The organism is Duganella sp. GW821-FHT01E12, from assembly GCF_059422325.1.
The window spans coordinates 116700-140506 of record NZ_JBWKWR010000010.1 but is presented as its reverse complement, the minus strand read 5'-3'; the positions used below and the strand labels follow the sequence as shown (position 1 = coordinate 140506).

Here is a 23807-nt window from a genome sequence, read left to right as displayed (position 1 = left end):
CGCTTGCCCTGTCGCGTTTTTCGCCTATTTGCGAGGAGCGTTCCACATGTTAGACCAACAATCCGCAGTATCCCCCTACTCCCTGGTGTCGGACGATCTGGAAGGCCGCATCAACGCGGCGCTGGAAGCCATGCGCGCCGGCGTGCCGGTGATCCTGCTCGACGATTTCGACCGCGAGAACGAAGCGGACCTGATCGTCGCCGCCGAAAAAATCACCGTGCAGTCGATGGCCATGATGATCCGCGAATGCAGCGGCATCGTCTGCCTCTGCCTGAGCGCCGACAAGGTGCGCGCGCTGGAACTGCCGATGATGGCCGCCGATAACGGCAGCCGTTACGGCACGCCGTTCACGGTATCGATCGAAGCGCGCGAAGGCGTGACTACCGGTGTGTCGGCGGCGGATCGCGTCACCACCATCCGCACCGCCATCGCGGCGGACGCGCAGCCGCGCGACCTGGTCCACCCCGGCCATGTGTTCCCGCTGCGCGCCACGCCGGGCGGCGTGCTGGCCCGCAAAGGCCACACCGAAGGCTCGGTGGACCTGGCGACAATGGCCGGCCTCAATCCGGCCGCCGTGCTGTGCGAGTTGATGAACCCGGACGGCACCATGATGCGCGGCGCCGACATCGAACGCTTCGCAGAGCTGCACGGCATGCCCATCCTGACCATCGCCGAGATGATCGAATGGCGCACCACGCGCGGCGTTTAGGCCGGTTTGCCCAATTTGACGTAGCGGCACACCAGCACTAGCGCGCCTGCGTAAGCCGCCGAAATCAGGCCGAAGGCCAATGGCAGGCGCCACGTCCACTCGGGCATCGCATGCATCACGGTGCCCATCATCGCCACGCCGACCAGGGCGCCGATCTGACGGTTGGCGTTCAGCGCGGCGGCGGCGCTGTTGGCGTGCGCCTTGCCCGCCAACAGCATCACCGTCGCCGTCATGCCCGGAATCGCGATGCCGATGGCGACATTCATCACCACCGCACCCAGTACCAGCAGCCAGTACGGCGTTTGCGGCGTCAGGCCAACCAGCATCAGCACCGCCACGCCCAGCCCCACCATCAAGCCATACATCATCGGCGGCCGCGTGCCGACCCGCGCGGCGATGCGGCCCGAGGTCAGGTTGCCAATCGCGAAAGCGGCCATCATCGGTATCAGTTTCAGGCCGGTGTGCAGCGCATCCGCGCCGGACTGCTGGATGTAAAGGCTGAGCAGGAACAGCTGGCCGAACACCGCGAAATTGATCAGGAAGCCGACCCCGTTGGCCGCAGCGAAGGCCGGCGTGTCGAACAAGGCGCGCGGCAGCAAGGGATGCGCGCCGGTACGCTCGCGCCGCACCAGCAGGAATGCCGCAGCCACCGTCGCCGCCAAGGCGCCCAGCACCGGCGCCGAACCCCAGCCCAGCGACGGACCTTCGATCAGCACAAAGCTCAGCGCCGCCAGCGCGACCACGCCCAGCACATGGCTCAACATCGACAACGCACGCTGCGAGCGCGGCGTGGCCGGCGCCACCATCTGCGTCAGCACGATGCCGAGCAGGCCGATAGGCACGTTCACCCAGAACACGCTGCGCCAGCCGAATTCGTGCACCAGCAGGCCGCCCACCAGCGGGCCGGCCGCCGACGAACAGCCGACGATCGCCGACCAGGTGCCCAGCATGCGGGCGCGCGTGGCTTGGTCCTCGTAGGCGTGCGTCAGCAGGCTCAATGAACTGGGCATAAACAACGCCGCGCCGGCGCCCTGCAGCAGGCGCGCGGCAATCAGCGCGTTGCCGCTGGGGGCCACGGCGCACAGCACCGAGCCGAGTATGAACACGCTCAAGCCGCCCTGGTAGACGTTCTTCGGGCCGTAGCGGTCGGCCAGCGCGCCGCCGGCCATCAGCAGCGCCGCGAAGGTCAGCGTGTAGCCGTCCACCACCCAAACCAGGCCGGTGAGCGGCACGCCCAGGTTGACCGAAATGTCGGACAAGGCGGTATTGACGGCGGTGACGTCGATCATCGCCATGACGAAGCCGATGGCCAGTGTCATCAACACCAGCAAGGCGGGGATCTGGCGCGGCTGAATCGCCGGCGCCGTGGTGCTAGGGGTAGTCATGATGCTTCCTTCCGTGAGATGCCGCCGATGTTAGTCTCCTTGCATGATGCAGTAAATACGCATAATATCGGCACTCCGATGCAAAAATGCATCACCACCGGATAAGCCGCATGGATTGGGACAACGCCAGGATCTTCCTCGCCATCTACCGCAAAGGCACGCTGCGCGCCGCAGCCGCCGCCCTCGATATCGACCAGGCCACCGTTGGCCGCCGCCTCAACGCGCTGGAAAAATCGCTGGGCGCGCGCCTGTTCCTGCGCACGCCGTCCGGCTACCTGGCCACGCCCGCCGGCGAACTGGCCGTCACCGCCGCCGAATTGATGGAGCACGCGGCGCTGCAGTTCCAGCGCGAGATGCAGGGCATCGACAACCGCCTGTCCGGCATCGTGCGCGTGGCCACCTCGGACACCATCGCCAGCCACTCGGTGCTGGGCGCGATGCAGCGGCTGCACGTCATGCATCCCGAGATCCGCGTGGTGCTCAGCACCAGCACCGAGATCAGCAACTTGACCCGGCGCGAGGCCGACCTGGCCGTGCGCTCGCTCAAGCCCACCAGTCCGGACCTGATCTCGCGCCACCTGACCCGGCGCAGCATGGCCCTGTATGCCACGCCGGCCTACCTGGCCGAACGCGGCATGCCGGTGCAGGGCAACGGCATGCAGGGCCACGACATCATCGTCTACCAGGGCACGGTGGCGCCGCGCCACATGGAAAAGCTGTGCCTTGAACCGATCGCCAATGCGCGCGTGGCGCTCGAGGTCAATAGCGGCATGGTCATGCTCGACGCGGCGCGGCGCGGCATGGGCGTGGCCGAACTTCCCTGCCACATGGCCGACGGCGATCCCCGGCTGACCCGCATCTGGCCCGACCGGGTCGACCATTACGACATCTGGCTGGTGATGCACAGCGACCTGAGTCGCAGCGCCCGCGTGCGCGCCACGGCCGACGCCATCGTCGCCACCTTCGCGGAAGAATAGCCGCCGCGATGGCGGACGCATGCCGAAGCGCTTGCGGTGCTAAACTGTCAACATGAGCATAGAAGCAGCTATCCCCGTCGCGCTGCGGCGCCTGATGCAAGCGACCGTCTCCTGGCTGAACAGCTGGTGGCGGCTGCTGCAATTCGCCGTGCAGATGCTGTCGCTGGCGCTCAGCCCCGCCAGCTATCGCGGCGCCAACCTCAATCTGCTGGCGCGCCGCATCGTGCGCGACACCGCGCCCAACCTGGCCTGGTACGGCGTGCTGTCGGCGCTGGTCAGCCTGGTGCTGATCCGCATCGTGGTCGTCACGTCGCAAAGCTACGGCCTGTCGCGCTTCGCGCTGGAGATGGTGGTGCGCGTGCTGGTGCTGGAGCTGATCCCGCTGACCGCCGCAGCCTTCGTCGCCCTGCGCACCACGCTGCCCGCCGCACTGGAGTTCTCGCAAAGCCGCAGCAACGCCGCCAATACCAGCGACGCCGAACTGCACCAGGAATTCTTCCCGCGCGTGGCGGCGGGCGTGTTCGCCGTCTGGATGCTGGCCGCCGTCAGCTGCGTGACGACGCTGATCCTCGCCTACCTGTCGCTGTACGGCTTCACGCCTTGGGCGCTGCCCGGCTACACGCGCGTGGTCGGCCAAGTGTTCAACCCGGCGGTGGCGCTGATCCTGGTGCTGAAGATCGTCTTCTTCAGCTTTGCCGTCGGGCTGATACCGATGGCCTCCTCCTATTATTTCGGCGCCAGCTACCGCGCCAAGGTCACGCACGGTCTGTACGACATGGTGCGGCTGTTCGCGGTGATGCTGCTGATCGAAATCGCCTCGTTGATGGGCAACTACTACTGAGCGGAATGGAATAATGACCGAACAAACAAACGAAGCGGCGCCGGTGCGCAACGCTGAATTCAAGGCGGCCCTGCTGCTGGTGCTGATGGTGGTGCTGGTGGCCGGATCGGCGCTCTACCTGCTGTACGCGCGCGGCGCGTTCGAGGCGACGCAGACGCTGGTGCTGCAAACGGATAACTCGGAGGGCGTCGCCGTCGGTATGGACGTCACCTTCGCCGGCTTCCCGATAGGCCGCGTGCGGCGCATCGAGCTGGGCCCGGACGGCAAGGCGCGCGTGATCGTCGACGTGCCGCGCAGCGACGCGCACTGGCTGCGCAGCACCAGCATCTTCACGCTGGAGCGCGGCCTGGTGGGCGGCGCCAAGTTGCGCGCCTTCAGCGGCATCCCCACCGATCCGCCGCTGGAGGACGGCGCAACGCGCTCGCTGCTGGTCGGCGACGCCGGCGCCGAGATCCCGCGCCTGCTGGCCGCCGCCAAGGATCTGCTGGAAAACCTGAACGCGCTGACGGCGGAGAATTCCGCGCTGGCCGCCAGCCTGGCCAACGTGCAGGGCGTGACCGGCAAGCTGAATGGCCCCGGCGGCGCCATGGGCCTGATCGCCGGCGACGACAAGAACGCCCAGCAGCTGGCGGAACGCGCCAACAAGCTGCTGATCACCGTGAATGCGCTGGCCACCAAGGCCGATAGCCTGATCGGCCACGCCGACACACAGGTATTCGGCAAACAAGGCGTGATGACGGACGCGCAGGCGACCATCGTGCAGCTCAACGGCCTGCTGGCCGACGCCCGCAACAGCTTGAAGAAAATGGACGCGGTGCTGGTCGAGGCGCAGGCCGTCGGCGCCAACGCCAAGGAAGCCACCGCCGATCTGGGCACCTTGCGCGGCGAGGTGGAAAGCAGCTTGCGCCGGGTCGAGCAACTGGTCAATGAGATCAACCGCAAATGGCCGTTCAAGCGCGACACGGAGATCAAACTGCAATGAAGACCACCACCCCACTGATCGCGACGCTGCTCGCCACCGCGCTGCTGGCCGCCTGCGGCAACAATCCGCCGGTGCCGGACTGGCAGATGAACGCGCAGAGCTCTATCGAACGCTCCACCGCCGCCTACATGTCCGGCAACGCCCGCGTGGAAGCGGCCGAGTCCAAGCGCGCCCACGCAGCGCTGGCCAGCACCGGCAAGGTCGATCTGATGATACGCGCCGAATTGATACGCTGCGCTGCGCGTGTCGCCTCGCTGGTGTTCGAGGACTGCGCCGGCTACGACAAGCTGTCGCAGGACGCCAGCCCGGCCGACCGCGCCTACGCGGCCTACCTGGCCGGCCGCGCCACCGCCGCCGACGCCGCGCTGCTGCCCGCACAGCATCAGGCGGTGGCCTCCGCGTCCAGCGATACGGCCGCCGCAAGCGCCGCGCAAGCCATCACCGATCCGCTGTCCAAACTGGTGGCCAGCGGCGTACTGCTGCGCGCCGGCAAAGCCACGCCGCAGGTCCTCAACGGCGCGGTGGACACCGCCTCAGCCCAAGGCTGGCGCCGACCGCTGCTGGCATGGTTGGGCGTACAGGCGATGCGCGCCACCCAAGCTGGCGACACCACCGAAGCCCAGCGCATCCAACGCCGCATCAACCTAATCACCGAGAAGCCACTATGACAACCGCCATATCCGCAGTCGATGTCCCTCCGAACAGCGAAATTTCCCGACGCCTGAGCGGCGCCTATTATTACGACTCCTACGAAACGGAGATCAACCCAACTTCGCGATCCGCGCTGGAGCTGTATTTGCAGGTGGTGGCCGGTACGCCGGCATGGATCAACACCTTGATGGCGCTGCGTAATCGCGTGGTCGGCCTGTTCGGCCTGAAGAACCTTGGCGGCCTTGGCGACGTCAACGCCGCCAAGCCGGCCGGCGACTATCGCGTCGGCGACCGTGTCGGCATCTTCACGATCCGCTACCTGAGCGAACAAGAAGTCATCCTCGGCGACAGCGACAAGCATCTGCACGTCGAAGTCTCCGTTTGCAGAATGGAGGACAAGGTCACCGTCAGCACCGTGGTTCATATCCACAACCTGCTGGGCCGTGTCTACATGCTGTTCGTCGCGCCGATGCACCGGCTCATCGTGCCCGCATCGCTGAGGAACGCGCGTTTTCTGTAGGCCGGTTTCTGCTAGAATCTCGCCCCTATGAACACCCGCCTCGTCTACTCCACCGAAACCGGCCGCATGTGCCCCGACTGCGGCAAGCCAATCGCCGATTGCGGCTGCAAAGCCGCCGCCAAAGCCAAACCTGCCGGCGACGGCGTCGTGCGCGTATCGCGCGAATCGAAGGGACGGGGCGGCAAAACCGTCACGCTGGTCAAAGGCCTGGCGCTGGACGCCATCGCGCTGGCCCTGCTGGGCAAGCAGCTGCGCAGCGCCTGCGGTTCCGGCGGCACCGTCAAGGACGGCGTCATCGAAATCCAGGGCGACCACTGCGACCTGGTGATCGAAGCTCTAAAAAAACAGGGCCACCAGCCCAAGCGCACCGGCGGTTAGCGCGTGCGCTGGTTCGACAGGTAGATATTGTCGCGTTCCAGCTTGCGGCCGTCGCGCACGGCGGCCTGCCATGCCTCGGTGCTCACCACCGCGCCGAAGTTGGAATGGAAGACCGTGTTGAACACGCGATGGATCTCTTCCGCGCTGGCCTTGCCGGCCGCGTTCTCATACGGCAGTGCGCCGGTGGCGTCCTCCAGAACCTCAACCTGCAGGCCGCGATGCATCGCCTCGTAGATGGTGGACGCATTGCAGTTGTGCGTCATGTAGCCGACGATGGTCAGCGTGTCGATGGCATTCGCTTCCAGCCACTTCGCCAGGTCGGTCCCGGCGAACACGCTAGCCATCTTCTTGTTGATGAAATGATCGTGCGCGCGCTGCGCCACCAGGGGATGCACCTTCCAGCCATCCGAGCCCATACCGAATATCGGCGAGGCTTCCGGCGCGTCGTGCTGCACCACCACCACGGGGATGCCCGCTTCGCGCGCGGCGTCCATGGCGCGGCCGATATTCGGCAGCGAGGTCTCGACCGGCGGATATTCGATCTTCATTTTTCCGGTGAAGTATTCGTTTTGCACATCGATGACGATCAAGGCACGGCGTGGGGTTGCGGTCATTTTGTTCTCCTGTAGGATAAGGCGGAAGCGCCCGGTGAATGACATTCTGCGCCATCGCGCCGTTGTCAAAAAGTGGCCCGAAGGCCACCATGCGATATAATCAGGCCATGCCCACGCACACCTCGCCCATCCATAAATTCCGCATCGCCGTCATCGCCTTCGACGGCATCAACCCGTTTCACCTGTCGGTGCCGTGCCAGGTGTTCGGCGCCCAGCGCGCCGACAGCGACAGCGCCACCTTCGACGTCAAGGTCTGCGCGGAGGATCCGGGCACGCCGTTGGGCACCACCGCCGGCTTCGACATCACCGCCACCCACAGCCTGTCCGCGCTGACCCGCGCGGACATCGTTATCCTGCCGTCCTGGCACGCTGACTGCCGCCCTGCTCCGCCAAGCCTGCTGCACGCCCTGCGCCGCGCCCACCAGCGCGGCGCGCAGGTGGTAGGCCTGTGCGTGGGTTCCTTCCCGCTGGCGGAAGCGGGCCTGCTGGACGGCCGCACCGCCACCACGCACTGGGCGTGCGCGGACACAATGTCCGAGCGCTACCCCAAGGTCAGGGTCGACCGCGAAGTCCTGTATGTCGATGAAGGAAAAGTGGTGACGTCGGCCGGCGTGGCGGCCGGACTGGATTGCTGCCTGCATCTGCTGCGGCAGTTATGCGGCGCGGAGATCGCCAACCGCGTGGCGCGGCAGCTGGTGGTGGCGCCGCACCGGCAAGGCGGACAGGCCCAGTTCATCGAGCGTCCGCTGCCCGTCACCGGCAGCGACGACCGCTTCGCGCAAGTGCTGGCATGGGTCGGCGAGGACCTGACCCAGAACCACAGCATCGACGTATTGGCCGAACGTGCGCTGATGAGCCGCCGGAACTTCACCCGCCACTTCCGCCAGGCCACCGGCACCTCGGTCAAGCAATGGCTGCTCAACCAGCGGCTGGCGCACGCGCAGCATCTGCTGGAAAGCAGCGAGGTGTCGATCGAGATGGTGGCGCAGCAGGCGGGATTCGGTTCGGCGCTGTCGCTGCGCCAGCATTTCCGGGCTTCGTTGCGCACCTCGCCGTCGGAGTACCGCAAGCTGTATCGCACCTCCGCGCCGGATTGACGGCGCGGGCGCCTACTCCCCGGCCGCCGCGGCGGCTTCGCGCAGCTTGTCCTTCTTGCTCTTGCGCTTGCCCTTGATGCCGCCATTGACGGTGTCCGTCACCGAATTGGCGGGCACCGGCGGCAGCGTCTCCACCGGCTCGAAGCCGGCGATCTGCTCGCGCGGCAGCAGGATGTCCTGCCGCTTTTCGATCAGGCGGAAATGCTGCTCCGTCTCCGCGCTGACGAAGCTGATCGCCACGCCGCTCTCGCCCGCGCGGCCGGTACGGCCGATGCGGTGCGTATAATCCACCGCCGAGCGAGGCAGGTCGTAATTGACCACGGCGGGCAAACGTGCAATGTCGATGCCGCGCGCCGCCACATCGGTCGCCACCAGCACCTGCAGGCGGCTGGCCTTGAAATCGCCCAGCACCTCGGTGCGCGCGCCCTGGCTAAACTCACCGTGGAATGCGCCTGCGCGGATGCCGTTGCGGTTCAACTTGTCGGCCACATGCTCAGCCGCGTACTTGGTCGCCACGAACACCAGCACCCTGCTCCACTTGTGCTCCTGGATCAAATGCTTGAGCAGCATGGTACGGCGCGGCACATCGACCATGATCGCGCGCTGGGCGATATCGGGTTTGCTCAACGGCTCGGACAACACCTCGATGCGGGTGGGCTGATGCAGCATGCCGTCCGCCAGCGCCTGCACCGCCGGCGGGAAGGTCGCCGAGAAGAACAGGTTCTGGCGCTGCTTCGGCAGCAGTTCCAGGATGCGGTTCAATTCTTCGCTGAAGCCCAGGTCCAGCAGGCGATCCGCCTCGTCCAGCACCAGCATCGCCGTGCGCGAAATCTTCAGCGCGTTGTGGTCGATCAGGTCCAGCAGCCGTCCCGGCGTGGCGATGACAATGTCCGCGCCGCCTCGCAGCGCCATCATCTGCGGGTTGATCGACACGCCGCCGAATACGATCGATACCTTGACCTGCATCGGCAAATGCGCCACCAGCTTGCGGATCGACTCGCCCACCTGCGCCGCCAGTTCGCGCGTCGGCACCAGTATCAGGCCATGCAACTGGCGCGGGCCGTTGCGGTTGTCCAGCAGCGATTGCAGCAGCGGCAGCGCAAAGGCTGCTGTCTTGCCGGACCCGGTCTGCGCCGCGCCCAGCACATCCTCTCCGCGCAGGATGGCGGGAATGGCGGCGCTCTGGATAGCGGTCGGCTCCTGGTAACCGATTTCGGTAACGGCGTTAATCAGTGAGGGAGCAAGGCCCAGCGAAGAAAAAGACATGTCGGCCTTAATAGTGTGAATGCCGCCAGTATAAAGCATGCTAGATACATTTCCCCCGCAGCTTGGCGATTGGGATAAACGGCAGCGCCAGGTAGCCGCCCAGTAAAAATGTCGACTGCCGCTTCAGTCCCTCCGAATGCAAGCAGTCCGGCACCTTCGCTTCGTTGAAGGCCGCTGTCATGATGTCGCTGCTGGCGGAACCGAACACCGGCGCCGCGCGCGGCAGGGACTGCGCCGGAACCTCGGCCGCCATGGCCTCGGCGATCGCCTTGCGCATCGCGGGATCGACGCGCGCTTCCATCGCCTTCGCGTCCGCCGGCGCAACCACGGCGTCGAGATAGGCATCCTTCTTCGCATCGGCGGACCAGGCGCTTGCCGCGACCATCAACGACATCAGTACAACACATCCTCGCATAAGAATTTCACCCAGTGATTAGCCACATGCGTCATTATCATGCAAAAATAGCTAATCTTTTTAAGAAAAAAATTATGATCAATTGGGACGCCCACGCTTGCCTGCCGCAACACCCGCAGGCCGACTTCACGCCGGTTCAACGACTGCACGCCGCCGGCGTGAACTATGTCTCGCTCAACGTCGGCGGCGACATGAACCCGGTCTCGCAAGTGATGTCCGTGATCGCCGGCTACCGCGCCACCATCGCCTCGGACCCTGACCGCTATCTGCTCGTCTCCAGCGTGGACGACATCATCCAGGCCGCCGCCGACGGCCGCATCGCCATCAGCTTCGACCTGGAGGGCGCGATGCCGCTGCTCGACCAGCCGGAGATGGTGGCCCTGTACGCCCAACTGGGCGTGAGGCAGATGCACTTCGCCTACAATCGCAACAACAGCGTCGCCGACGGCTGCCACGACCAGCCGCGCGGCCTCACGTCGCTCGGCTACAGCATGGTGGGCGCCGTGAACGACGCAGGCATCCTGATGGACTGTTCGCACACGGGGCGCCTATGCAGCCTCGATATCATGTCCGCATCGTCGCAGCCGGTGATCTTCAGCCACGCCAATCCCTATACGCTGGTGCAGCACGGCCGCAACGTCACCGATGAACAGATCCGCGCCTGCGCCGTCACCGGCGGCGTGGTGTGCGTGTCCGGCTTGTCGTGGTTCCTGGGTAAGGAGCATCCGGACGTCAACGACGTCGCGCGCCACGCGGCCTACGTGGCCGATCTGGTGGGCGTATCGCACGCCGGCATCGGCCTCGATATCTGCTTCCAGCAACCAGGCCTGGACGACACGCCGCCCGGCGATTACGACCCGAGTCACTGGTGGCCCGCCTCCGCCGGCTACAGCGCCGGACATCCACCGACCTTCACCCCGCCCGAGATCTGGCGCCAACTGGGCGCCGCGCTGCGCAAGGTCGGCATGACCGACAGCGAGACCGAGCTTGTCATGGGCCGCAATATGATGCGCGTGGCGCAGCAGGTCTGGAGCAAGCCGCGCGCCTTGTTAAAGGCGGCGTAAATAAGGCGGCAATACCGCCTTGCGCAAACCAGCGACGAGGAATTCGATTTTATCCGGAACGTCATTACCAATATGTAATGATAGGCAATCATCACGTGGATACAATACGATACAAAGTTCTATAACCACAGATTGCGACACGGGCTGATCCCGTTGATGATCAGAATCGAATACGTTTCATGACTAACTATCAAAAAACTTACAAATCTTTTGAAATCCGCGCATTCAGCGAAAAAAATGAAAAGAATAAATGGCTAGGCCGGTGGGAAATTTATAAGCAAGTAAGCAGGATGGACGCCAGCACCGTCGTGACGGAGTTTGAAACACCCGAAGAAGCCGGTCAAAACGCTTTGGATATATGCTGCCAACTGATAGACGAGGGGCGCATACGCAACCCCTCCCTGCTCGCCACCGGCTTTTAAAGGCAGCCTTATTCGATGTCGGACATGGCTGAATTCCGAAGCACCGCAGCAATCGCCTTCACATTCGCATCGTTTGCCTCGATAAGGCCGGATTGCAGCAATTGCAGTTTTCCAGCCGGTTGCCGTAGCGCCTGGACAAACGCAAAGCGATAACGCAGATTTAACAACAGGCTCCCCACCTGCTGGCCAGTCAGGGCCTGACCGCCATTGGCCTGGACTGCCGCGTCGACTACATCGTTCCACCCCTGAATGAACGCCAGCGCCTCATTTTCCAGGCGCACGCGTACCGCCTCTTCGATATTCTCGGGACGAGCAGAAGGCATCTCCAATTTTTCCGTCAGATGATAGGCCAGATGGCCAAGGACGAAAGTCGTATTATTGGGATAGATGTCATTTTCACGCCGCACGTCAAACTGTATATTTTTTCGCAACTCCATAAGAAGGGAGTCGGCGAGAATAATCTTGCTCCCCTTAATCCAGCCATTGAATGGCCCCGGTTTCTGCAAGGACGCGGCGGCACTGGAGGATACCAATAGCAGTTCAGTCAACTTCCCTGTGCTTACAAGCTTATTGAACTGAGTAGTCAGCATTGGGGAAATCTTGATGGCATCGGTAATCTGCGCATGCTGTTCGACAGTGGCGGATTCTGCTACCCCATGAAGCAATTTGGCGACTCCAGTTGTTTCGATCGACTCAGCTTGGACATGAGCAGCGAAAAAGGCTAAGCTAAGAGGTAAAAAGTAACGTTTTATAATTAACTCCAATAAGTAATAAATCTATCGGCCGGCCTTTATAAGTTTGCAATCGTCGGAACCGAACTCCGATTGAAACTGTAATACCTGACCTGCCACTTCCAGCGCCTTCAGGCGCGGCGCGACCAGCTCATACTGGCCGGCCTTCAGCTTATCGATCAGCGGAACACACTCGCTGCCGCTGGCATCGAGATGGCCGGCAACCACCCATTTGCCATCGGCGCGCTCGGCGTAGAGCGGCGCCGCCGAATAACGTCCGGTGTTAAACAGCAGAACCTCCGGCTTGCCGTCGCCATCCACATCCAGCACCAAGGCATCGCAGCCGCTGCCGCGGTTTAACAGGCATGGCGGGACCGCCTGGTCATCCTCCGGACTCCACTTCTGCGCCACGAAACTGTCCGGCAGCTTCGCAGTTGCCGGCCACACCTTGACGTTATCGGCCACCGACACCGGCGCGGCATGCGGTCCTGCGTGCCAGCGATCCGTCTCCTTCAATGCCTTGGCGGCCAGTTCGCGGATCAACGCGGCGTCCGGCCCGGCGGCCTGCTGCGCCAGGCGCTCCAGCGCCTCCTGCCCATAGCGCTGCCCTTCGAAGCGCAGGTAGTGGAAATCGAACTTCGCAGCCTTGGTGCGGCCCTTCTCCAGCCGCGCCACCTGGTTGTTCACCGACAGGCGCGCCGGATCGGCGATCGGGGTAAACAACGCCAGCAGCACCGCCAGCACCACGAAAGCCGTCGCCACGTTGACGTTGGCGATGGCGCACAGCCACGTTTCGTAGCGATGCGCAGCCCACGCATAGCCCAGCGCGTAGCCGCCTGCGACCACCAGGCAGGCGGCGGCGACCACCCGATCCGCGGTCCAGCCATAGTCATACACCCGCAAGCCCAGCGCGTAGATGGCGATGGCCGTCAGCGGCAGTATCAGCAGCGACGCCACGCGCGCGCTCACGCGCACGACCAGGGCCGCCTTGGCATGGCCGTTCTGGAAGGCCGCGTTGATCAGGATGATCAGCACCGCGTCCGCCGCCAGCAGCAGGGATGTCGCATGGCGCGTGGCCCACAGCACATCCAGTCCCGTGAACGGCAGCGCGCACAGGAAGCCGCTGACGATCAGCGCCGCCACCGGCAGTATCCACGACAGCAGCACCAGCAGCAGGCTGCGGATGCCGCGCACGATCGCCGGGCGCACATCCGTGATGTGCATCGCGCACGACCAGGCGAAGCAGACCACCGGCGCCACGAACCACGACTCTTCCATCATGTGCTTGAGGAAGTCCAGCTTCAACATCGAAAACAGGCCGCTGCCCATCAGCAGTACCAGCCACAACGCGCCGACAAAGAACGCCGAGAACATCAGCTGCACCGCCAGCTTCCAGGCCAGTTCGAAATAGGTGTCGTAGCTGGCGATGCGGCGTCTGTCCGCAGCCCCCGCCATCACCAGCACGTGGGCGATGTACAGGAAGACCGCGCCGAAGACCATCAAGGGGCCCGGTATCGATGCGAAGGCACCCTTCGCCAGCATGCCGTCCACCCGCCCGGCGCCGCGGCTGACGGCATGCAGCGCCATAAGCAGCACCACGCCGGCCGCGGCAACCATCCATTGCGCCACCTTCTTCGGCGCCATGTGGCCCATGGCCGATATCAACAGCGCGGGCAGCAGCGCGCAGGCCATCAACAGTGGCGTCATCACGTGGGGCGTCCCGGCCGGCCACCATCCTCCCCGGTCGGCCTGGTACAACCAATACAGCAGCGCGCCCTGCGCCAGTCCGGCCGCCAGCCGCAGCGCCATCACGCGCCGGCTGACCTCCGCCTCCAACGTCGTTTCATCCTGTTCCATGCTCAGCCTCTTTGTGAACCATGGGCCGCAGTATCTCACATGTTTATTATTTGGCATTGATAGCAAAGCCTCTAAGCAGTGCCCGACCAAGCCTGGGCGAAGGCGCTATAATGACTGTCTACGCTGCTTCTTTTTCAACGTTCCGCATCCGGTCCGCCAAGTGAATCCACATCTCGACAAGCTGCAACCCTATCCGTTCGAAAAACTGCGCCAGCTGTTCGCGCAGGTGACCGCCAGCCCGCAACACAAGGCCATCAGCCTGGGCATGGGCGAACCCAAACACCCCACGCCGCGTTTCATCCAGCAGGCGCTGATCGACAATGTGGACGGCCTGGCCAGCTATCCGACCACCATCGGTTCGGACGCCCTGCGCGGCGCCATCGCCGGCTGGCTGGAACGCCGCTATGGCATCCCCAAGCTCAATCCGGCCACCCAGGTGCTGCCGGTGAACGGCTCGCGCGAGGCGCTGTTCGCGCTGGCGCAGACCGTGATCGACCCGGGCGCCAAGTCGCTGGTCGTCAGCCCGAATCCGTTCTACCAGATCTACGAGGGCGCGGCCTACCTGGCCGGCGCCGAGCCGTACTTCGTCAACTCCGACCCGGCCCGCAACTTCGGCTGCGACTACGACAGCATCCCCGCCTCGGTGTGGGAGCGCGTGTCGCTGCTGTTCCTGTGCTCCCCCGGCAATCCCACCGGCGCCGTGCTGACGCTGACCGACTGGGAGAACCTGTTCGCCCTGTCCGAGCGCTACAACTTCATCATCGCCGCCGACGAGTGCTACTCCGAGATCTACCACGGCGACAAGGCGCCACTGGGCGCGCTGGAAGCGGCCCACACGCTGGGCCTGTCCACGATCGACAAGCCCTACGCGCGGCTGGTGGTGTTCAGCAGCCTGTCGAAGCGCTCCAACGTGCCGGGCATGCGCTCGGGCTTCGTGGCCGGCGACTCCGACGTGCTGAAAAAATTCCTGTTGTACCGCACCTATCACGGTGGAGCCATGAGCCCTTCCGTGCAAGCTGCGTCGATCGCGGCCTGGAACGACGAAACCCACGTCGAACAGAACCGCGAAAAATACCGCGCCAAATTCGCCGCCATCACCCCGCTGCTGCAGGAAGTGCTGCAGGTGGAACTGCCGGACGCCGGCTTCTACCTGTGGGCCGACGTCAGCCAGACCGGCCTGTCGGACACCGAATTCGCCCAGCGCCTGTACGCCGAATATAATGTCACGGTACTGCCGGGCAGCTACCTGGCGCGCGACGCGCACGGCGTCAATCCGGGCCGCAACCGCATCCGCATGGCGCTGGTCGCCGAGACAGAGGAAGGCCTGGAAGCGGCGCAGCGCATCGTCCAATTTTGCAAGTCCCTTAACAAATAAGATCGCATATCATGAGCCAACAACTCCAGCAAATCATCGACCAGGCATGGGAAGACCGCGCCAACATCAATCCAGCCAACGGCACCGCCGAACTGCGTGACGCGGTTTCGCACGTGATCGCGGGCCTGGACGCGGGCACCATCCGCGTGGCCGAAAAAACCACCGGCGACTGGGTGGTGAACCAGTGGGTCAAGAAAGCCGTGCTGCTGTCCTTCCGCCTGGAGAACAACGTGCAGATGCCGTCCGACGGCACCATGCAGTTCTACGACAAGGTTCCGACCAAGTTCGCCAACTACACCGCCGAAGATTTCGCCAAGGGCGGCTTCCGCGTGGTGCCGCCTGCCGTGGCGCGCCGTGGCTCCTTCATCGCCAAGAACGTGGTGCTGATGCCTTCCTACGTCAACATCGGCGCCTACGTCGATGAAGGCGCGATGGTCGACACCTGGGCCACCGTCGGTTCGTGCGCGCAGATCGGCAAGAACGTCCACCTGTCCGGCGGCGTCGGCATCGGCGGCGTGCTGGAGCCGATGCAGGCCAATCCGACCATCATCGAAGACAACTGCTTCATCGGCGCCCGTTCGGAGATCGTCGAAGGCGTGATCGTCGAAGAGAACTCGGTGATCTCGATGGGCGTGTACATCGGCCAGTCGACCAAGATCTACGACCGCGCCACCGGCGAGGTGACCTACGGCCGCGTGCCTGCGGGCTCGGTGGTCGTCTCGGGCAACCTGCCTTCGGACGACGGCAAGTACTCGCTGTACTGCGCGGTCATCGTCAAGCGCGTGGACGCCAAGACCCGCGCCAAGACCGGCATCAACGAACTGCTGCGCGGTATCTAAGCAGGCAACAAGAACCGGGGACTCTGCGCAGTCCCCGTTTTTTTTGATACTGAGGAGAGTGCCATGGCCATGGAACGCCTGTTCCAGCTGATGAAGGAAAAGAACGCGTCGGACATGTTCTTCGCGGTGAATTCGCCGGTGCACATCAAGATCAACGGCAACCTGATCCCCATCAATCAGCAGAAGCTAGAGCCGGACAACATCCATTCGCTGCTGTCGGAGATCGCCTCCCCCGCGCAGATGGAGGAGCTGGCGGCCACCAATGAACTGAACATGGGCGTGTCGGTGCCGAACATGGGCCGCTTCCGCCTCTCCGCCTTCAAGCAGCGCGGCACCATCTCCGCCGTATTCCGCTTCGTGCCGGCCACCATCCCGGTGCTGGCCGACCTGCAGCTGCCGCCCGTACTGGCGGACCTGATCATGGAAAAGCGCGGCCTGCTGCTGCTGGTCGGCTCGACCGGCTCCGGCAAGTCCACCACCATCGCCTCCATGCTGGACCACCGCAACGAACTGCGCTCCGGCCATATCCTGACGCTGGAAGACCCGATCGAGTACTTGTTCAAGAATAAAAAATCCATCGTCAACCAGCGCGAGATCGGCAGCGACGCCAAGGACTTCTACACGGCGCTGCGCAACTCCATGCGCCAGGCGCCGGACTGCATCCTGATCGGCGAGATCCGCGACAAGGAAACCATGGCCGCCGCGCTGGCGTACGCGCAGTCTGGCCACCTGGTGCTGGCGACCCTGCACGCCAACAACAGCTACAACGCGCTAAATCGTATTATCAGTTTCTACCCGATCGAAAACCGCGCCGCGCTGCTGCAGGATTTGTCGTCGACGGTCAAGGCCATCGTCTCGCAGCGGCTGGTCCGCTCGATCAACGGCGGCACGCGCACGGCGGCGGTGGAAGTGATGGTCAACACCCGCTACATCTCGGACCTGATCGAAAAAGGCGAAATCGGCCAGATCAAGGAGGCGATGGAAAAGAGCATGTCGCCCGGTTCGCAGTCGTTCGAACTGGCCTTGCTCAAGCTGGTGCAGGACGGCTTGATCAGCCAGGACGAGGCGCTGGCCAACGCCGATTCCGCCACCAACCTGCTGTGGCTACTGAACAATGGCCCGGACAGCAAGAACGCCCAGGCCGAGCCGGAACCCAAGTCGCCGCCGGACGAAGCCTCGTTCACCGAGTTCACGCTCAACACCTGAAGCGCCCTACCTCACCTCGCGCGCCAGCTTCAGCATCTGATAGCTGATCGCCAGCCCCCGCCGCCTGGCTTCCGTCTGATTGATGCGGAAGGCCAGGCCATTCGGCTCGATCACCAGCCCGATGATGGCGCCGCTGCGGAACGACTCCGCGCTGTCGCCCACCACCAGCACCGGATCGTCCGCCAGCAGCTCATGCCAGCGCCGCAGATCGCCGCGCACGCCCGCGCCCAGCACCAGCAGCTGGCATTGCGGCACGCGCTGCGGCTCGTTCAGCTGCACCGTGTGCACGATCACGCCGCTCGGCGTGGCCAGCATCAGCGTGCGCAGCGCGTCCTGCAGGGGCGCGTCGCCGGCCACGCAGTAGGTGAACTCGCGCTGCGGAGGCGGCGGCCATTGGGTCAGCTGGGCGAAGCGGTAGATGAAGGCGGCCTTCAGTTGCAGCTGGTCCTGCCCCGCGCGCGCGGGCGCAGCCAGCGCGGCCAGCATCGGCAGCAGCAGCCACGCCAGGCGCAGGGGCCTCATAGGCCGAACCGCCTGGTCAACGAGAAGCGCAGCACACGCCCCTCCTGCCTGTACTGCTGGTCCACGCCGGACGGCGCATCGTAGTAGCGCACATTGGCGATGTTGTACAGCGAGACCGCGATGTCGGTCCCCTCGCCGGGACGCCACAGCAGGGTGCTGTTGAGCAGCGCATAACCCGGCAGCGCCACGGGGCCGATGGAACGGCGGCTCTGGCCCAGCATCTGCCACGACAGCCGCAGCCGGTCGCCTTGCAGCGGTTGGCTGTACAGCAGCTTGGCCAGCGCGCGCGGCGAATTGTCCAGACGCCGTCCCGCCGCGTCGGTGGTCCGCTGCAGCGACAGCGCCGCCTGCAGTTGCTGGCCGCCGGTCCAGCGCCGCTCCAGCCCAAGCTCCGCGCCGACGTTGTGTATGGCGCCGCTGTTTTCGAACACCCCGGACTCCTGGTCGATGCTGATCAGGTCACGCAGGCGCGACGCGTACACCGAGGTCCGGTACTGGAAATTGTGATTCAGCGCGTGCTCCCACGCCAGCTCCAGCGTGCGTATCCGCTCCGGCGACGGCAGCGGCGCCCCCTGCGGCGCGTTGACCTGGAACTCGAACAGGTTGGCCTCGCGGTAGGCGCTGCCGTACATCAGCTTGAGCGAGGCATCCGGCAAGCCGCTCCAGATCCAGGCGAAGCGCGGATTGGTGTTGGTGCCGCCCACCATGGTGCTGTCGCGGCGCAGGCCCAGCGTAACGCGGTGCGTATCGCTCAGGCGCCAGGAGTCCTGCACGAACAGGCCGCGCCGCCGGTTGTCGCCGAAGAAGGCGGCGTCGGGCTCCTCGCCCACCGGGCCGGCGATGATGGACTGCGTGCGATCGTACTGGTATTCGAAGCCCGCCATCAGCTCGTGGTCGCGCCAGCGCTGGGTGCTGACGCGCAGGTCCAGGTTGTACCAGCGGCCCAGTCCAAGGTTGTCGAACTCGAACGTCGTCGCGTCCGGGCGCACGAAGGGATAAACACTCAGGTAATCGCTGCGCTTGGACGACACGGCGCCGTACAGGCTCCAGTCGTTCCCCAGGTCGCGCTGATATTCGACCGACACGAAGTTGTTGTTGTAGATGTTGCGGTTCTGGACCATGTGCACCGGAGCTTCCGGCGGCAGGATGGCCGGGCTGCCAAGTTCGCGGTGGCTCAGGCCCGCGCGCAGCGTCCAGCCGCCATAGCGGGCCATGGTCAGCAGACGCTGGCCGCGATCCCAGTTCAGATCCTTGTAGGGCGCCTCGTCCTCCGGCGGCACGGAGAACGGCGCGGCGATGCCGTCCTGCCTGAAGGCGCTCAGCGCCAGCCACGCCTCCCAGCCCTGCTCCGAACGGTGGCCTACGCTGGCGCGCACCTCGCGCTTGCGGTCGGAGTCCACGTTGGCCCGTAGCTGCAGGCCATCCAGCTTGTCGGTGCCCTTGGTGATGATGTTGACCACGCCGAAGAAGGCGTTGTTGCCATACAGCGCGGAGCCCGGCCCCGGCGCGTATTCGACACGGTCGATCAGATCGACGTCGACGAAGAACTCGGAACCCAGCAGGCCGGCGTCGTAGATGTTCTCGTTGATGCGCATGCCGTCCACCAGGAACAGCAGGCGCGCATTGAAGTCGCCCGGCCGGCCCAGGCCGCGCGCCCCGACGTAGCTGAAATTGCCGTCCCCGGTCACGTACAGCCCCGGCATGCTGCGCAGGATGTCGGCCATGTTGCGCATGCCGTGGCGGGCGATGTCGGTGTCCGTGACCACGTAGGTGACCGACGGCGCCTGCGACGCGCTCTGCGCAAAGCGCGACGAGGTGGATTCCTCGACGTCGCGCGTGACGTCGGTGGGGGTCTGGCGCAGCAGCTCTTCCAGGCTGGCCGGCGCCTGCTGCTGCGCCAGCGCGGCCTGCGCGCAGCACAGCGCCGACAGCACGGCCGCCTTACGCATCCGCATGCCGCGCCCTCCTGTAGGTGTTCTTGCCGGCGCGCTTGGCTTCATACATCGCCTGGTCCGAGGCGTTGAGCAAGGCGGTGGCGTCGCTGGCGTCCACCGGCGCGAACGCCAGGCCGACGGTGGCGCCGATCGGCATGACTTCGCCGCGTATCGTCATCGTCACGCGCACCGCGTCGATCAGGCGCTGGGCCAGGTGCTCGGCCGCCGCCTGGTCCGGCAGCGCCGGCAGGATCAGCGCGAACTCGTCGCCGCCCAGGCGGCACAGCACATCGCGCGCGCGCACCACGCTGGCCATGCGGCGCGACACTTCGCACAGCACCTCGTCGCCGGCCTCGTGGCCATGCTTGTCGTTGACGGTCTTGAAGTTATCCAGGTCGATGAACATCAGCGCCATCAATTCGCCGTGCTCCACGCTCATCGCCAGGTAGCGCTGCAACTCGCCCTGGAAGAACAGGCGGTTGGGCAGGCCGGTCAGGCTGTCCTTGAGCGCCAGCCGCTGGAACTGCTGGCCGGCTTCCTGTTCCTGCTCCAGCTGAAGGTGCAGGTCGGCCTGCCACACTTCGATCCGTTTCAGCATGTCGTTGAAGCGCTCCGTCAGGCGCCCCACTTCGTCGTGGCGATAGACGGTCGCGCGCTTGCCGTAATCGCGTTCGCGGGCGATGTGCTCGGCCAGGCGCGACAGCTCCACCAACGGCGCCAACGCGCGCCGCTGCACCAGCAGCAGGCCGCGCCAGGCGACCAGGATCGCCAGCGCGATCAGCGCCGCCGCCACCGCGCTGATGGTCAGCACCGCCATGCGCAGGCCGGCCAGGCTTTCGCGCAGCACCAGCACGCCGACCACTTCATCCTTCAGACGGATCGGCGCCCAGACTTCCAGTTCCTGCATCGTCACCGAGGTGGCGTTGGCCAGCAGCGCGGCGGCGAGCGGCGGCACTATGCGCGATAGCGGCGCGCCGCCACCCTCCTGCCATTGCGCGAACACCGCGCCGGCCGGGGTCTGCACCTGCACCAGCAGCAGGTCGCTGCGGCGGGAGAAAGCTTCGAGTTCGATTTGCGCGGCGGGACGATCGGCAAACACCATCATCGGCGAGACGCTGTTGGCCAGCAGCTGCGCACTCAGTTGGGCCGCATGCACCTGGCGGCCGCGCGCGACATACCAGGTGGCCGTCGCCAGCAGGGCGAAGGTCAGCAGCATGGTCACGCTGAGCAGTTGCAAATTGAGGCGGGTCAGGCGCCGCACCAGAGAATCGGCCGGTGGCGTCAGCAGGACTTCGGATTCGGTCATGGGTGCGCGGGGATGGCCAAAAATGATATTTCCGTGAAGAATGTTATTTATCGAATTGTAAGCTTAAAGTCCTCGGGAGTGGGGCTAAAGCTGAGGGGGCGTGGCGGCGCAGCCACCAAAAAAAACCGGCCGCATGAACCCCATGTGGCCGGCTTTTGCGCAAGGAGCGTTCTGGCGCTGTCGTCAGGCTGCGCGCTGCGCCTTCCGGCGCCGGTGCAGGCCGGCCAGCACGCCCACGCCCGCCAGCATCATCGTGACGCTGCCCGGCTCCGGCACCGCCGACACGTAGCTGAAATCGTCCAGGCCGATGATGTTGGAATTGTCGCCGGCGGCGCCGCCGTTCGGAACAAAGTAGCGGAACGCGACGCGCCCGTCGACCGGAGCGCTCAGGCCGCTAAGGGTCACCGTGTACTTGGTCCAATCTTCGGGATAGCCGCCGACGTCCACCGACGGGTTAATGGACAGCAGAGCGGTGGTGAACGTGCCCACGCTGCTGGTGGAGCTGCCGACGCTGGTGCCGCTCCCCGTGCTCATGCGGAATTCCAGCCGGTCAGGGTACTCCGAATTCGGCACGGTGGTGGTGTAGAAACTGAACGTGTCGCCGTTGCGCAGGCCGGTGATCAGCGGCGAGATCAGCCAGTTGCTGATGGTGCCGACGCCACCGTCGCCGACGGAGGTGTAGTTGACCAGGGCCATGCCGTCGCCGGAATGCGGCCCAACGACGATCTCGCCGGTATCATCCAGGATGCCCCCGGCGACCGACCACGGATTGCCCGTTGAGTTGCGCGTGCTTAAGTTATTGGTAACCCAGCCGGCAGGCATGGCGCCGGCATCGAAACTCTCGACAAACGATGCGTACGAGGAGGTGCTGAGGCACAGAAGGGCTGCACTGATCGCAGCCTTGGAAGCGATAGCGGATAGTTTCATAGTTTTAAAGGTTGAAAGAGTCGTCATTTAATTCCAGGAGGAATCTAGCACCTGGGCCAGCTGGCCATGCAGGCCAGTAATACAATCCACAACGTTTCCAATGTATCACTTAAGATTGTATTAAATGACAGATATATGACAAAAATTTTAACTTTACTAAAACAGTGACTTTTCAACAACAGCCGCGCCAGCGAACCGCCATCCGCCAGGCTATGCTGCCCCATGGTATTCTATTGCTCCTCCGCGCAAAGCACTTCTTCACCATCCTATGAAAATTACCCTCTACGGCATCCCGAACTGCGATACCGTCAAAAAGGCCCGCGTCTGGCTGGCCGGCCAGCAGCAGGACTTCGTCTTCCACGATTTCAAAAAGCAGGGTCTGAGCCGCGAGATCGTCGCCGGCTGGCTCCAGCACCTGCCGCGCGATGTGCTGGTCAACAAAAAAGGCACGACCTGGCGCGGCCTGCCGGACGAGCGCAAGGCCGCCATCGTCGACGACGACAGCGCCATCGCGCTGATGCTCGAATTCCCCTCCGTAATCAAGCGCCCGGTGCTGGACAAAGACGGCGCCTTCGCCGTCTCCTTCTCCGACGCCCAGTACAAACAAATCTTCGACCTTTGAACATGACTCCATCCAAGACCCTGGCGCTGACCGAAAAACTGATCGCCCTCTCCTCTGTCACCCCGGACGACAAGGGCTGCCAGCAGCACCTGATCGACCTGCTGTCGCCGCTGGGCTTCGCCTGCGAGGTGATCGAATCGAACGGCGTGACCAATCTGTGGGCGCGCCGCGGCACGACCTCGCCGGTGCTGGTGTTCGCCGGCCACACCGACGTGGTGCCCACCGGCCCGGTCGAGCAATGGCGCTCGGAGCCCTTCAACCCGACCCACCGCGACGGCAAGCTGTATGGCCGTGGCGCGGCCGACATGAAGACCTCGATCGCCGCCTTCGTGGTGGCCTGCGAGGAGTTCGTCACCGCCCACGCCGACCACAAAGGCTCGATCGCCTTCCTGATCACCAGCGACGAGGAAGGCCCGGCCATCGACGGCACCGTGGTGGTCTGCAATCTCCTCAAGGAGCGCGGCGAGACGCTGGACTACTGCATCGTCGGCGAGCCGACCTCCGACGAGACCCTGGGCGACATGATCAAGAACGGCCGCCGCGGCTCGCTGTCGGGCAAGCTGACGATCAAGGGCGTACAGGGCCACATCGCCTACCCGCAGCTGGCGCGCAACCCGATCCACCTGGCCGCGCCCGCGCTGGCCGAGCTGGTGGCCGAACGCTGGGACGAGGGCAACGAGTACTACCTGCCGACCTCCTGGCAGATGTCCAACATTAACGCCGGCACGGGCGCCAACAACGTCATCCCCGGCGAGATGATCATCGATTTCAACTTCCGCTTCTCCACCGCCAGCACCCACGAGGAACTCAAGCGCCGCGTGCACGCCATCCTGGACAAGCACAATCTGCACTACGACCTGAAATGGGCCTTGAGCGGCCTGCCGTTCCTGACGCCGCGCGGCACGTTGAGCGATGCGCTGTCGGCCGCGATCAAGTCCGAAACCGGCGTCGACACCGAACTGTCGACCACCGGCGGCACCTCGGACGGACGCTTTATCGCTCAGATCTGCCCTCAGGTGATAGAATTCGGGCCTCCCAACGCAAGTATCCACAAGATCGACGAGCATATCGAGCTGCGTTTTGTCGATCCGCTGAAGAATATCTATCGCCGTACGCTGGAAAACCTGCTGGCCTGATTCCAGAAGGCTGGCGGCGCGGCGTGCGCAA

At 64.6% G+C, this 23807-nt stretch carries 25 protein-coding genes; 15 read left to right on the top strand and 10 right to left on the bottom strand.

Translation table 11 applies throughout. The annotated features are described in order from the left end of the window. Window positions 1–46 precede the first annotated feature (46 nt). Entirely contained in the window at window positions 47–709 is a 663-nt protein-coding gene (gene ribB, locus AC07WS_RS24030; RefSeq protein ID WP_494731494.1) for a 3,4-dihydroxy-2-butanone-4-phosphate synthase, read from the top strand. Here the strand turns inward: ribB and AC07WS_RS24025 are convergent. Then, the gene (locus AC07WS_RS24025; RefSeq protein ID WP_494731493.1) at window positions 706–2094 is read right to left on the bottom strand and encodes an MFS transporter; all 1389 of its coding nucleotides are present in this window, start codon (window positions 2092–2094) and stop codon (window positions 706–708) included. The genes ribB and AC07WS_RS24025 overlap by 4 nt on opposite strands. 110 nt (window positions 2095–2204) lie before the next feature. On the opposite strand from AC07WS_RS24025, the gene AC07WS_RS24020 reads away from it, so the two are divergent. From AC07WS_RS24020 to AC07WS_RS23995, 6 genes are read left to right on the top strand one after another with little or no spacing between them, the layout of a single operon-like run. Beyond that, on the top strand, window positions 2205–3071 hold the full coding sequence (locus AC07WS_RS24020; RefSeq protein WP_494731492.1) for a LysR family transcriptional regulator: 867 nt from the start codon (window positions 2205–2207) through the stop codon (window positions 3069–3071). Window positions 3072–3123: 52 nt separating this feature from the next. Further along, entirely contained in the window at window positions 3124–3912 is a 789-nt protein-coding gene (locus AC07WS_RS24015; protein ID WP_494731491.1) for an MlaE family ABC transporter permease, read from the top strand. 13 nt (window positions 3913–3925) lie between these two features. Beyond that, on the top strand, window positions 3926–4894 hold the full coding sequence (locus AC07WS_RS24010) for an MlaD family protein (RefSeq protein WP_494731490.1): 969 nt from the start codon (window positions 3926–3928) through the stop codon (window positions 4892–4894). Continuing rightward, the gene (locus tag AC07WS_RS24005) at window positions 4891–5562 is read left to right on the top strand and encodes a hypothetical protein (RefSeq protein WP_494731489.1); all 672 of its coding nucleotides are present in this window, start codon (window positions 4891–4893) and stop codon (window positions 5560–5562) included. The genes AC07WS_RS24010 and AC07WS_RS24005 overlap by 4 nt, the downstream gene beginning before the upstream one ends. After that, on the top strand, window positions 5559–6065 hold the full coding sequence (locus AC07WS_RS24000; RefSeq protein WP_494731488.1) for a DUF2867 domain-containing protein: 507 nt from the start codon (window positions 5559–5561) through the stop codon (window positions 6063–6065). Before AC07WS_RS24005 ends, AC07WS_RS24000 begins: the two co-directional genes overlap by 4 nt. 27 nt (window positions 6066–6092) lie before the next feature. Further along, window positions 6093–6443 (top strand): translation initiation factor Sui1, encoded by a 351-nt coding sequence (locus AC07WS_RS23995; protein WP_494731487.1) that lies wholly within the window; start codon window positions 6093–6095, stop codon window positions 6441–6443. On the opposite strand, the gene AC07WS_RS23990 is transcribed toward AC07WS_RS23995, so the two are convergent. Next, complete coding sequence (locus AC07WS_RS23990) at window positions 6440–7057, bottom strand: cysteine hydrolase family protein (RefSeq protein ID WP_494731486.1); 618 nt, start codon at window positions 7055–7057, stop codon at window positions 6440–6442. The two genes, AC07WS_RS23995 and AC07WS_RS23990, sit on opposite strands and share 4 nt — an antisense overlap. A 107-nt stretch (window positions 7058–7164) precedes the next feature. Here AC07WS_RS23990 and AC07WS_RS23985 point away from each other — a divergent pair, with 107 nt between their 5' ends. Further along, window positions 7165–8154, top strand: a complete 990-nt coding sequence (locus AC07WS_RS23985) for a GlxA family transcriptional regulator (protein WP_494731568.1) — start codon at window positions 7165–7167, stop codon at window positions 8152–8154. Window positions 8155–8166: 12 nt separating this feature from the next. On the opposite strand, the gene AC07WS_RS23980 is transcribed toward AC07WS_RS23985, so the two are convergent. Both AC07WS_RS23980 and AC07WS_RS23975 read right to left on the bottom strand, forming a co-directional pair. Further along, window positions 8167–9420 (bottom strand): DEAD/DEAH box helicase, encoded by a 1254-nt coding sequence (locus AC07WS_RS23980; protein WP_494731485.1) that lies wholly within the window; start codon window positions 9418–9420, stop codon window positions 8167–8169. Window positions 9421–9460: 40 nt separating this feature from the next. Beyond that, window positions 9461–9814 carry a hypothetical protein gene (locus AC07WS_RS23975; protein WP_494731484.1) on the bottom strand — a complete coding sequence of 118 codons (354 nt, stop codon included), beginning with the start codon at window positions 9812–9814 and terminating at the stop codon, window positions 9461–9463. A gap of 95 nt (window positions 9815–9909) precedes the next feature. Between AC07WS_RS23975 and AC07WS_RS23970 the strand changes: the two genes are divergently transcribed. After that, window positions 9910–10899, top strand: coding sequence for a dipeptidase (locus AC07WS_RS23970; protein WP_494731483.1), 990 nt, complete (start codon window positions 9910–9912; stop codon window positions 10897–10899). A gap of 179 nt (window positions 10900–11078) precedes the next feature. Next, the gene (locus AC07WS_RS23965) at window positions 11079–11321 is read left to right on the top strand and encodes a DUF6566 family protein (RefSeq protein ID WP_494731482.1); all 243 of its coding nucleotides are present in this window, start codon (window positions 11079–11081) and stop codon (window positions 11319–11321) included. A gap of 8 nt (window positions 11322–11329) precedes the next feature. On the opposite strand, the gene AC07WS_RS23960 is transcribed toward AC07WS_RS23965, so the two are convergent. After that, on the bottom strand, window positions 11330–12085 hold the full coding sequence (locus AC07WS_RS23960; protein WP_494731481.1) for a hypothetical protein: 756 nt from the start codon (window positions 12083–12085) through the stop codon (window positions 11330–11332). 12 nt (window positions 12086–12097) lie between these two features. Continuing rightward, window positions 12098–13909 carry a DUF4153 domain-containing protein gene (locus AC07WS_RS23955; RefSeq protein ID WP_494731480.1) on the bottom strand — a complete coding sequence of 604 codons (1812 nt, stop codon included), beginning with the start codon at window positions 13907–13909 and terminating at the stop codon, window positions 12098–12100. Window positions 13910–14069: 160 nt separating this feature from the next. On the opposite strand from AC07WS_RS23955, the gene dapC reads away from it, so the two are divergent. The 3 genes from dapC to AC07WS_RS23940 all read left to right on the top strand — a co-directional run bounded on the left by dapC (window position 14070) and on the right by AC07WS_RS23940 (window position 17329). Next, window positions 14070–15284 carry a succinyldiaminopimelate transaminase gene (gene dapC / locus AC07WS_RS23950; RefSeq protein ID WP_494731479.1) on the top strand — a complete coding sequence of 405 codons (1215 nt, stop codon included), beginning with the start codon at window positions 14070–14072 and terminating at the stop codon, window positions 15282–15284. Between the two features lie 11 nt (window positions 15285–15295). Then, entirely contained in the window at window positions 15296–16123 is an 828-nt protein-coding gene (gene dapD, locus AC07WS_RS23945; protein ID WP_117013568.1) for a 2,3,4,5-tetrahydropyridine-2,6-dicarboxylate N-succinyltransferase, read from the top strand. Window positions 16124–16186: 63 nt separating this feature from the next. Beyond that, entirely contained in the window at window positions 16187–17329 is a 1143-nt protein-coding gene (locus tag AC07WS_RS23940) for a PilT/PilU family type 4a pilus ATPase (protein WP_494731478.1), read from the top strand. 6 nt (window positions 17330–17335) lie between these two features. On the opposite strand, the gene AC07WS_RS23935 is transcribed toward AC07WS_RS23940, so the two are convergent. The 4 genes from AC07WS_RS23935 to AC07WS_RS23920 form a co-directional block, all read right to left on the bottom strand. Continuing rightward, on the bottom strand, window positions 17336–17851 hold the full coding sequence (locus AC07WS_RS23935; protein ID WP_494731477.1) for a YfiR family protein: 516 nt from the start codon (window positions 17849–17851) through the stop codon (window positions 17336–17338). Further along, on the bottom strand, window positions 17848–19806 hold the full coding sequence (locus AC07WS_RS23930) for a TonB-dependent receptor plug domain-containing protein (RefSeq protein ID WP_494731476.1): 1959 nt from the start codon (window positions 19804–19806) through the stop codon (window positions 17848–17850). The genes AC07WS_RS23935 and AC07WS_RS23930 overlap by 4 nt, the downstream gene beginning before the upstream one ends. Then, window positions 19793–21091 carry a diguanylate cyclase domain-containing protein gene (locus AC07WS_RS23925; protein WP_494731475.1) on the bottom strand — a complete coding sequence of 433 codons (1299 nt, stop codon included), beginning with the start codon at window positions 21089–21091 and terminating at the stop codon, window positions 19793–19795. The genes AC07WS_RS23930 and AC07WS_RS23925 overlap by 14 nt, the downstream gene beginning before the upstream one ends. Before the next feature lie 183 nt (window positions 21092–21274). Then, window positions 21275–22018 carry a choice-of-anchor J domain-containing protein gene (locus AC07WS_RS23920; RefSeq protein ID WP_494731474.1) on the bottom strand — a complete coding sequence of 248 codons (744 nt, stop codon included), beginning with the start codon at window positions 22016–22018 and terminating at the stop codon, window positions 21275–21277. Window positions 22019–22286: 268 nt separating this feature from the next. Between AC07WS_RS23920 and AC07WS_RS23915 the strand changes: the two genes are divergently transcribed. Both AC07WS_RS23915 and dapE read left to right on the top strand, forming a co-directional pair. Further along, window positions 22287–22640, top strand: coding sequence for an arsenate reductase (locus AC07WS_RS23915; RefSeq protein ID WP_161096242.1), 354 nt, complete (start codon window positions 22287–22289; stop codon window positions 22638–22640). A 2-nt stretch (window positions 22641–22642) separates the two neighbouring features. Beyond that, window positions 22643–23776, top strand: coding sequence for a succinyl-diaminopimelate desuccinylase (dapE, locus tag AC07WS_RS23910; protein ID WP_494731473.1), 1134 nt, complete (start codon window positions 22643–22645; stop codon window positions 23774–23776). The last annotated feature ends 31 nt before the right edge of the window (window positions 23777–23807 follow it).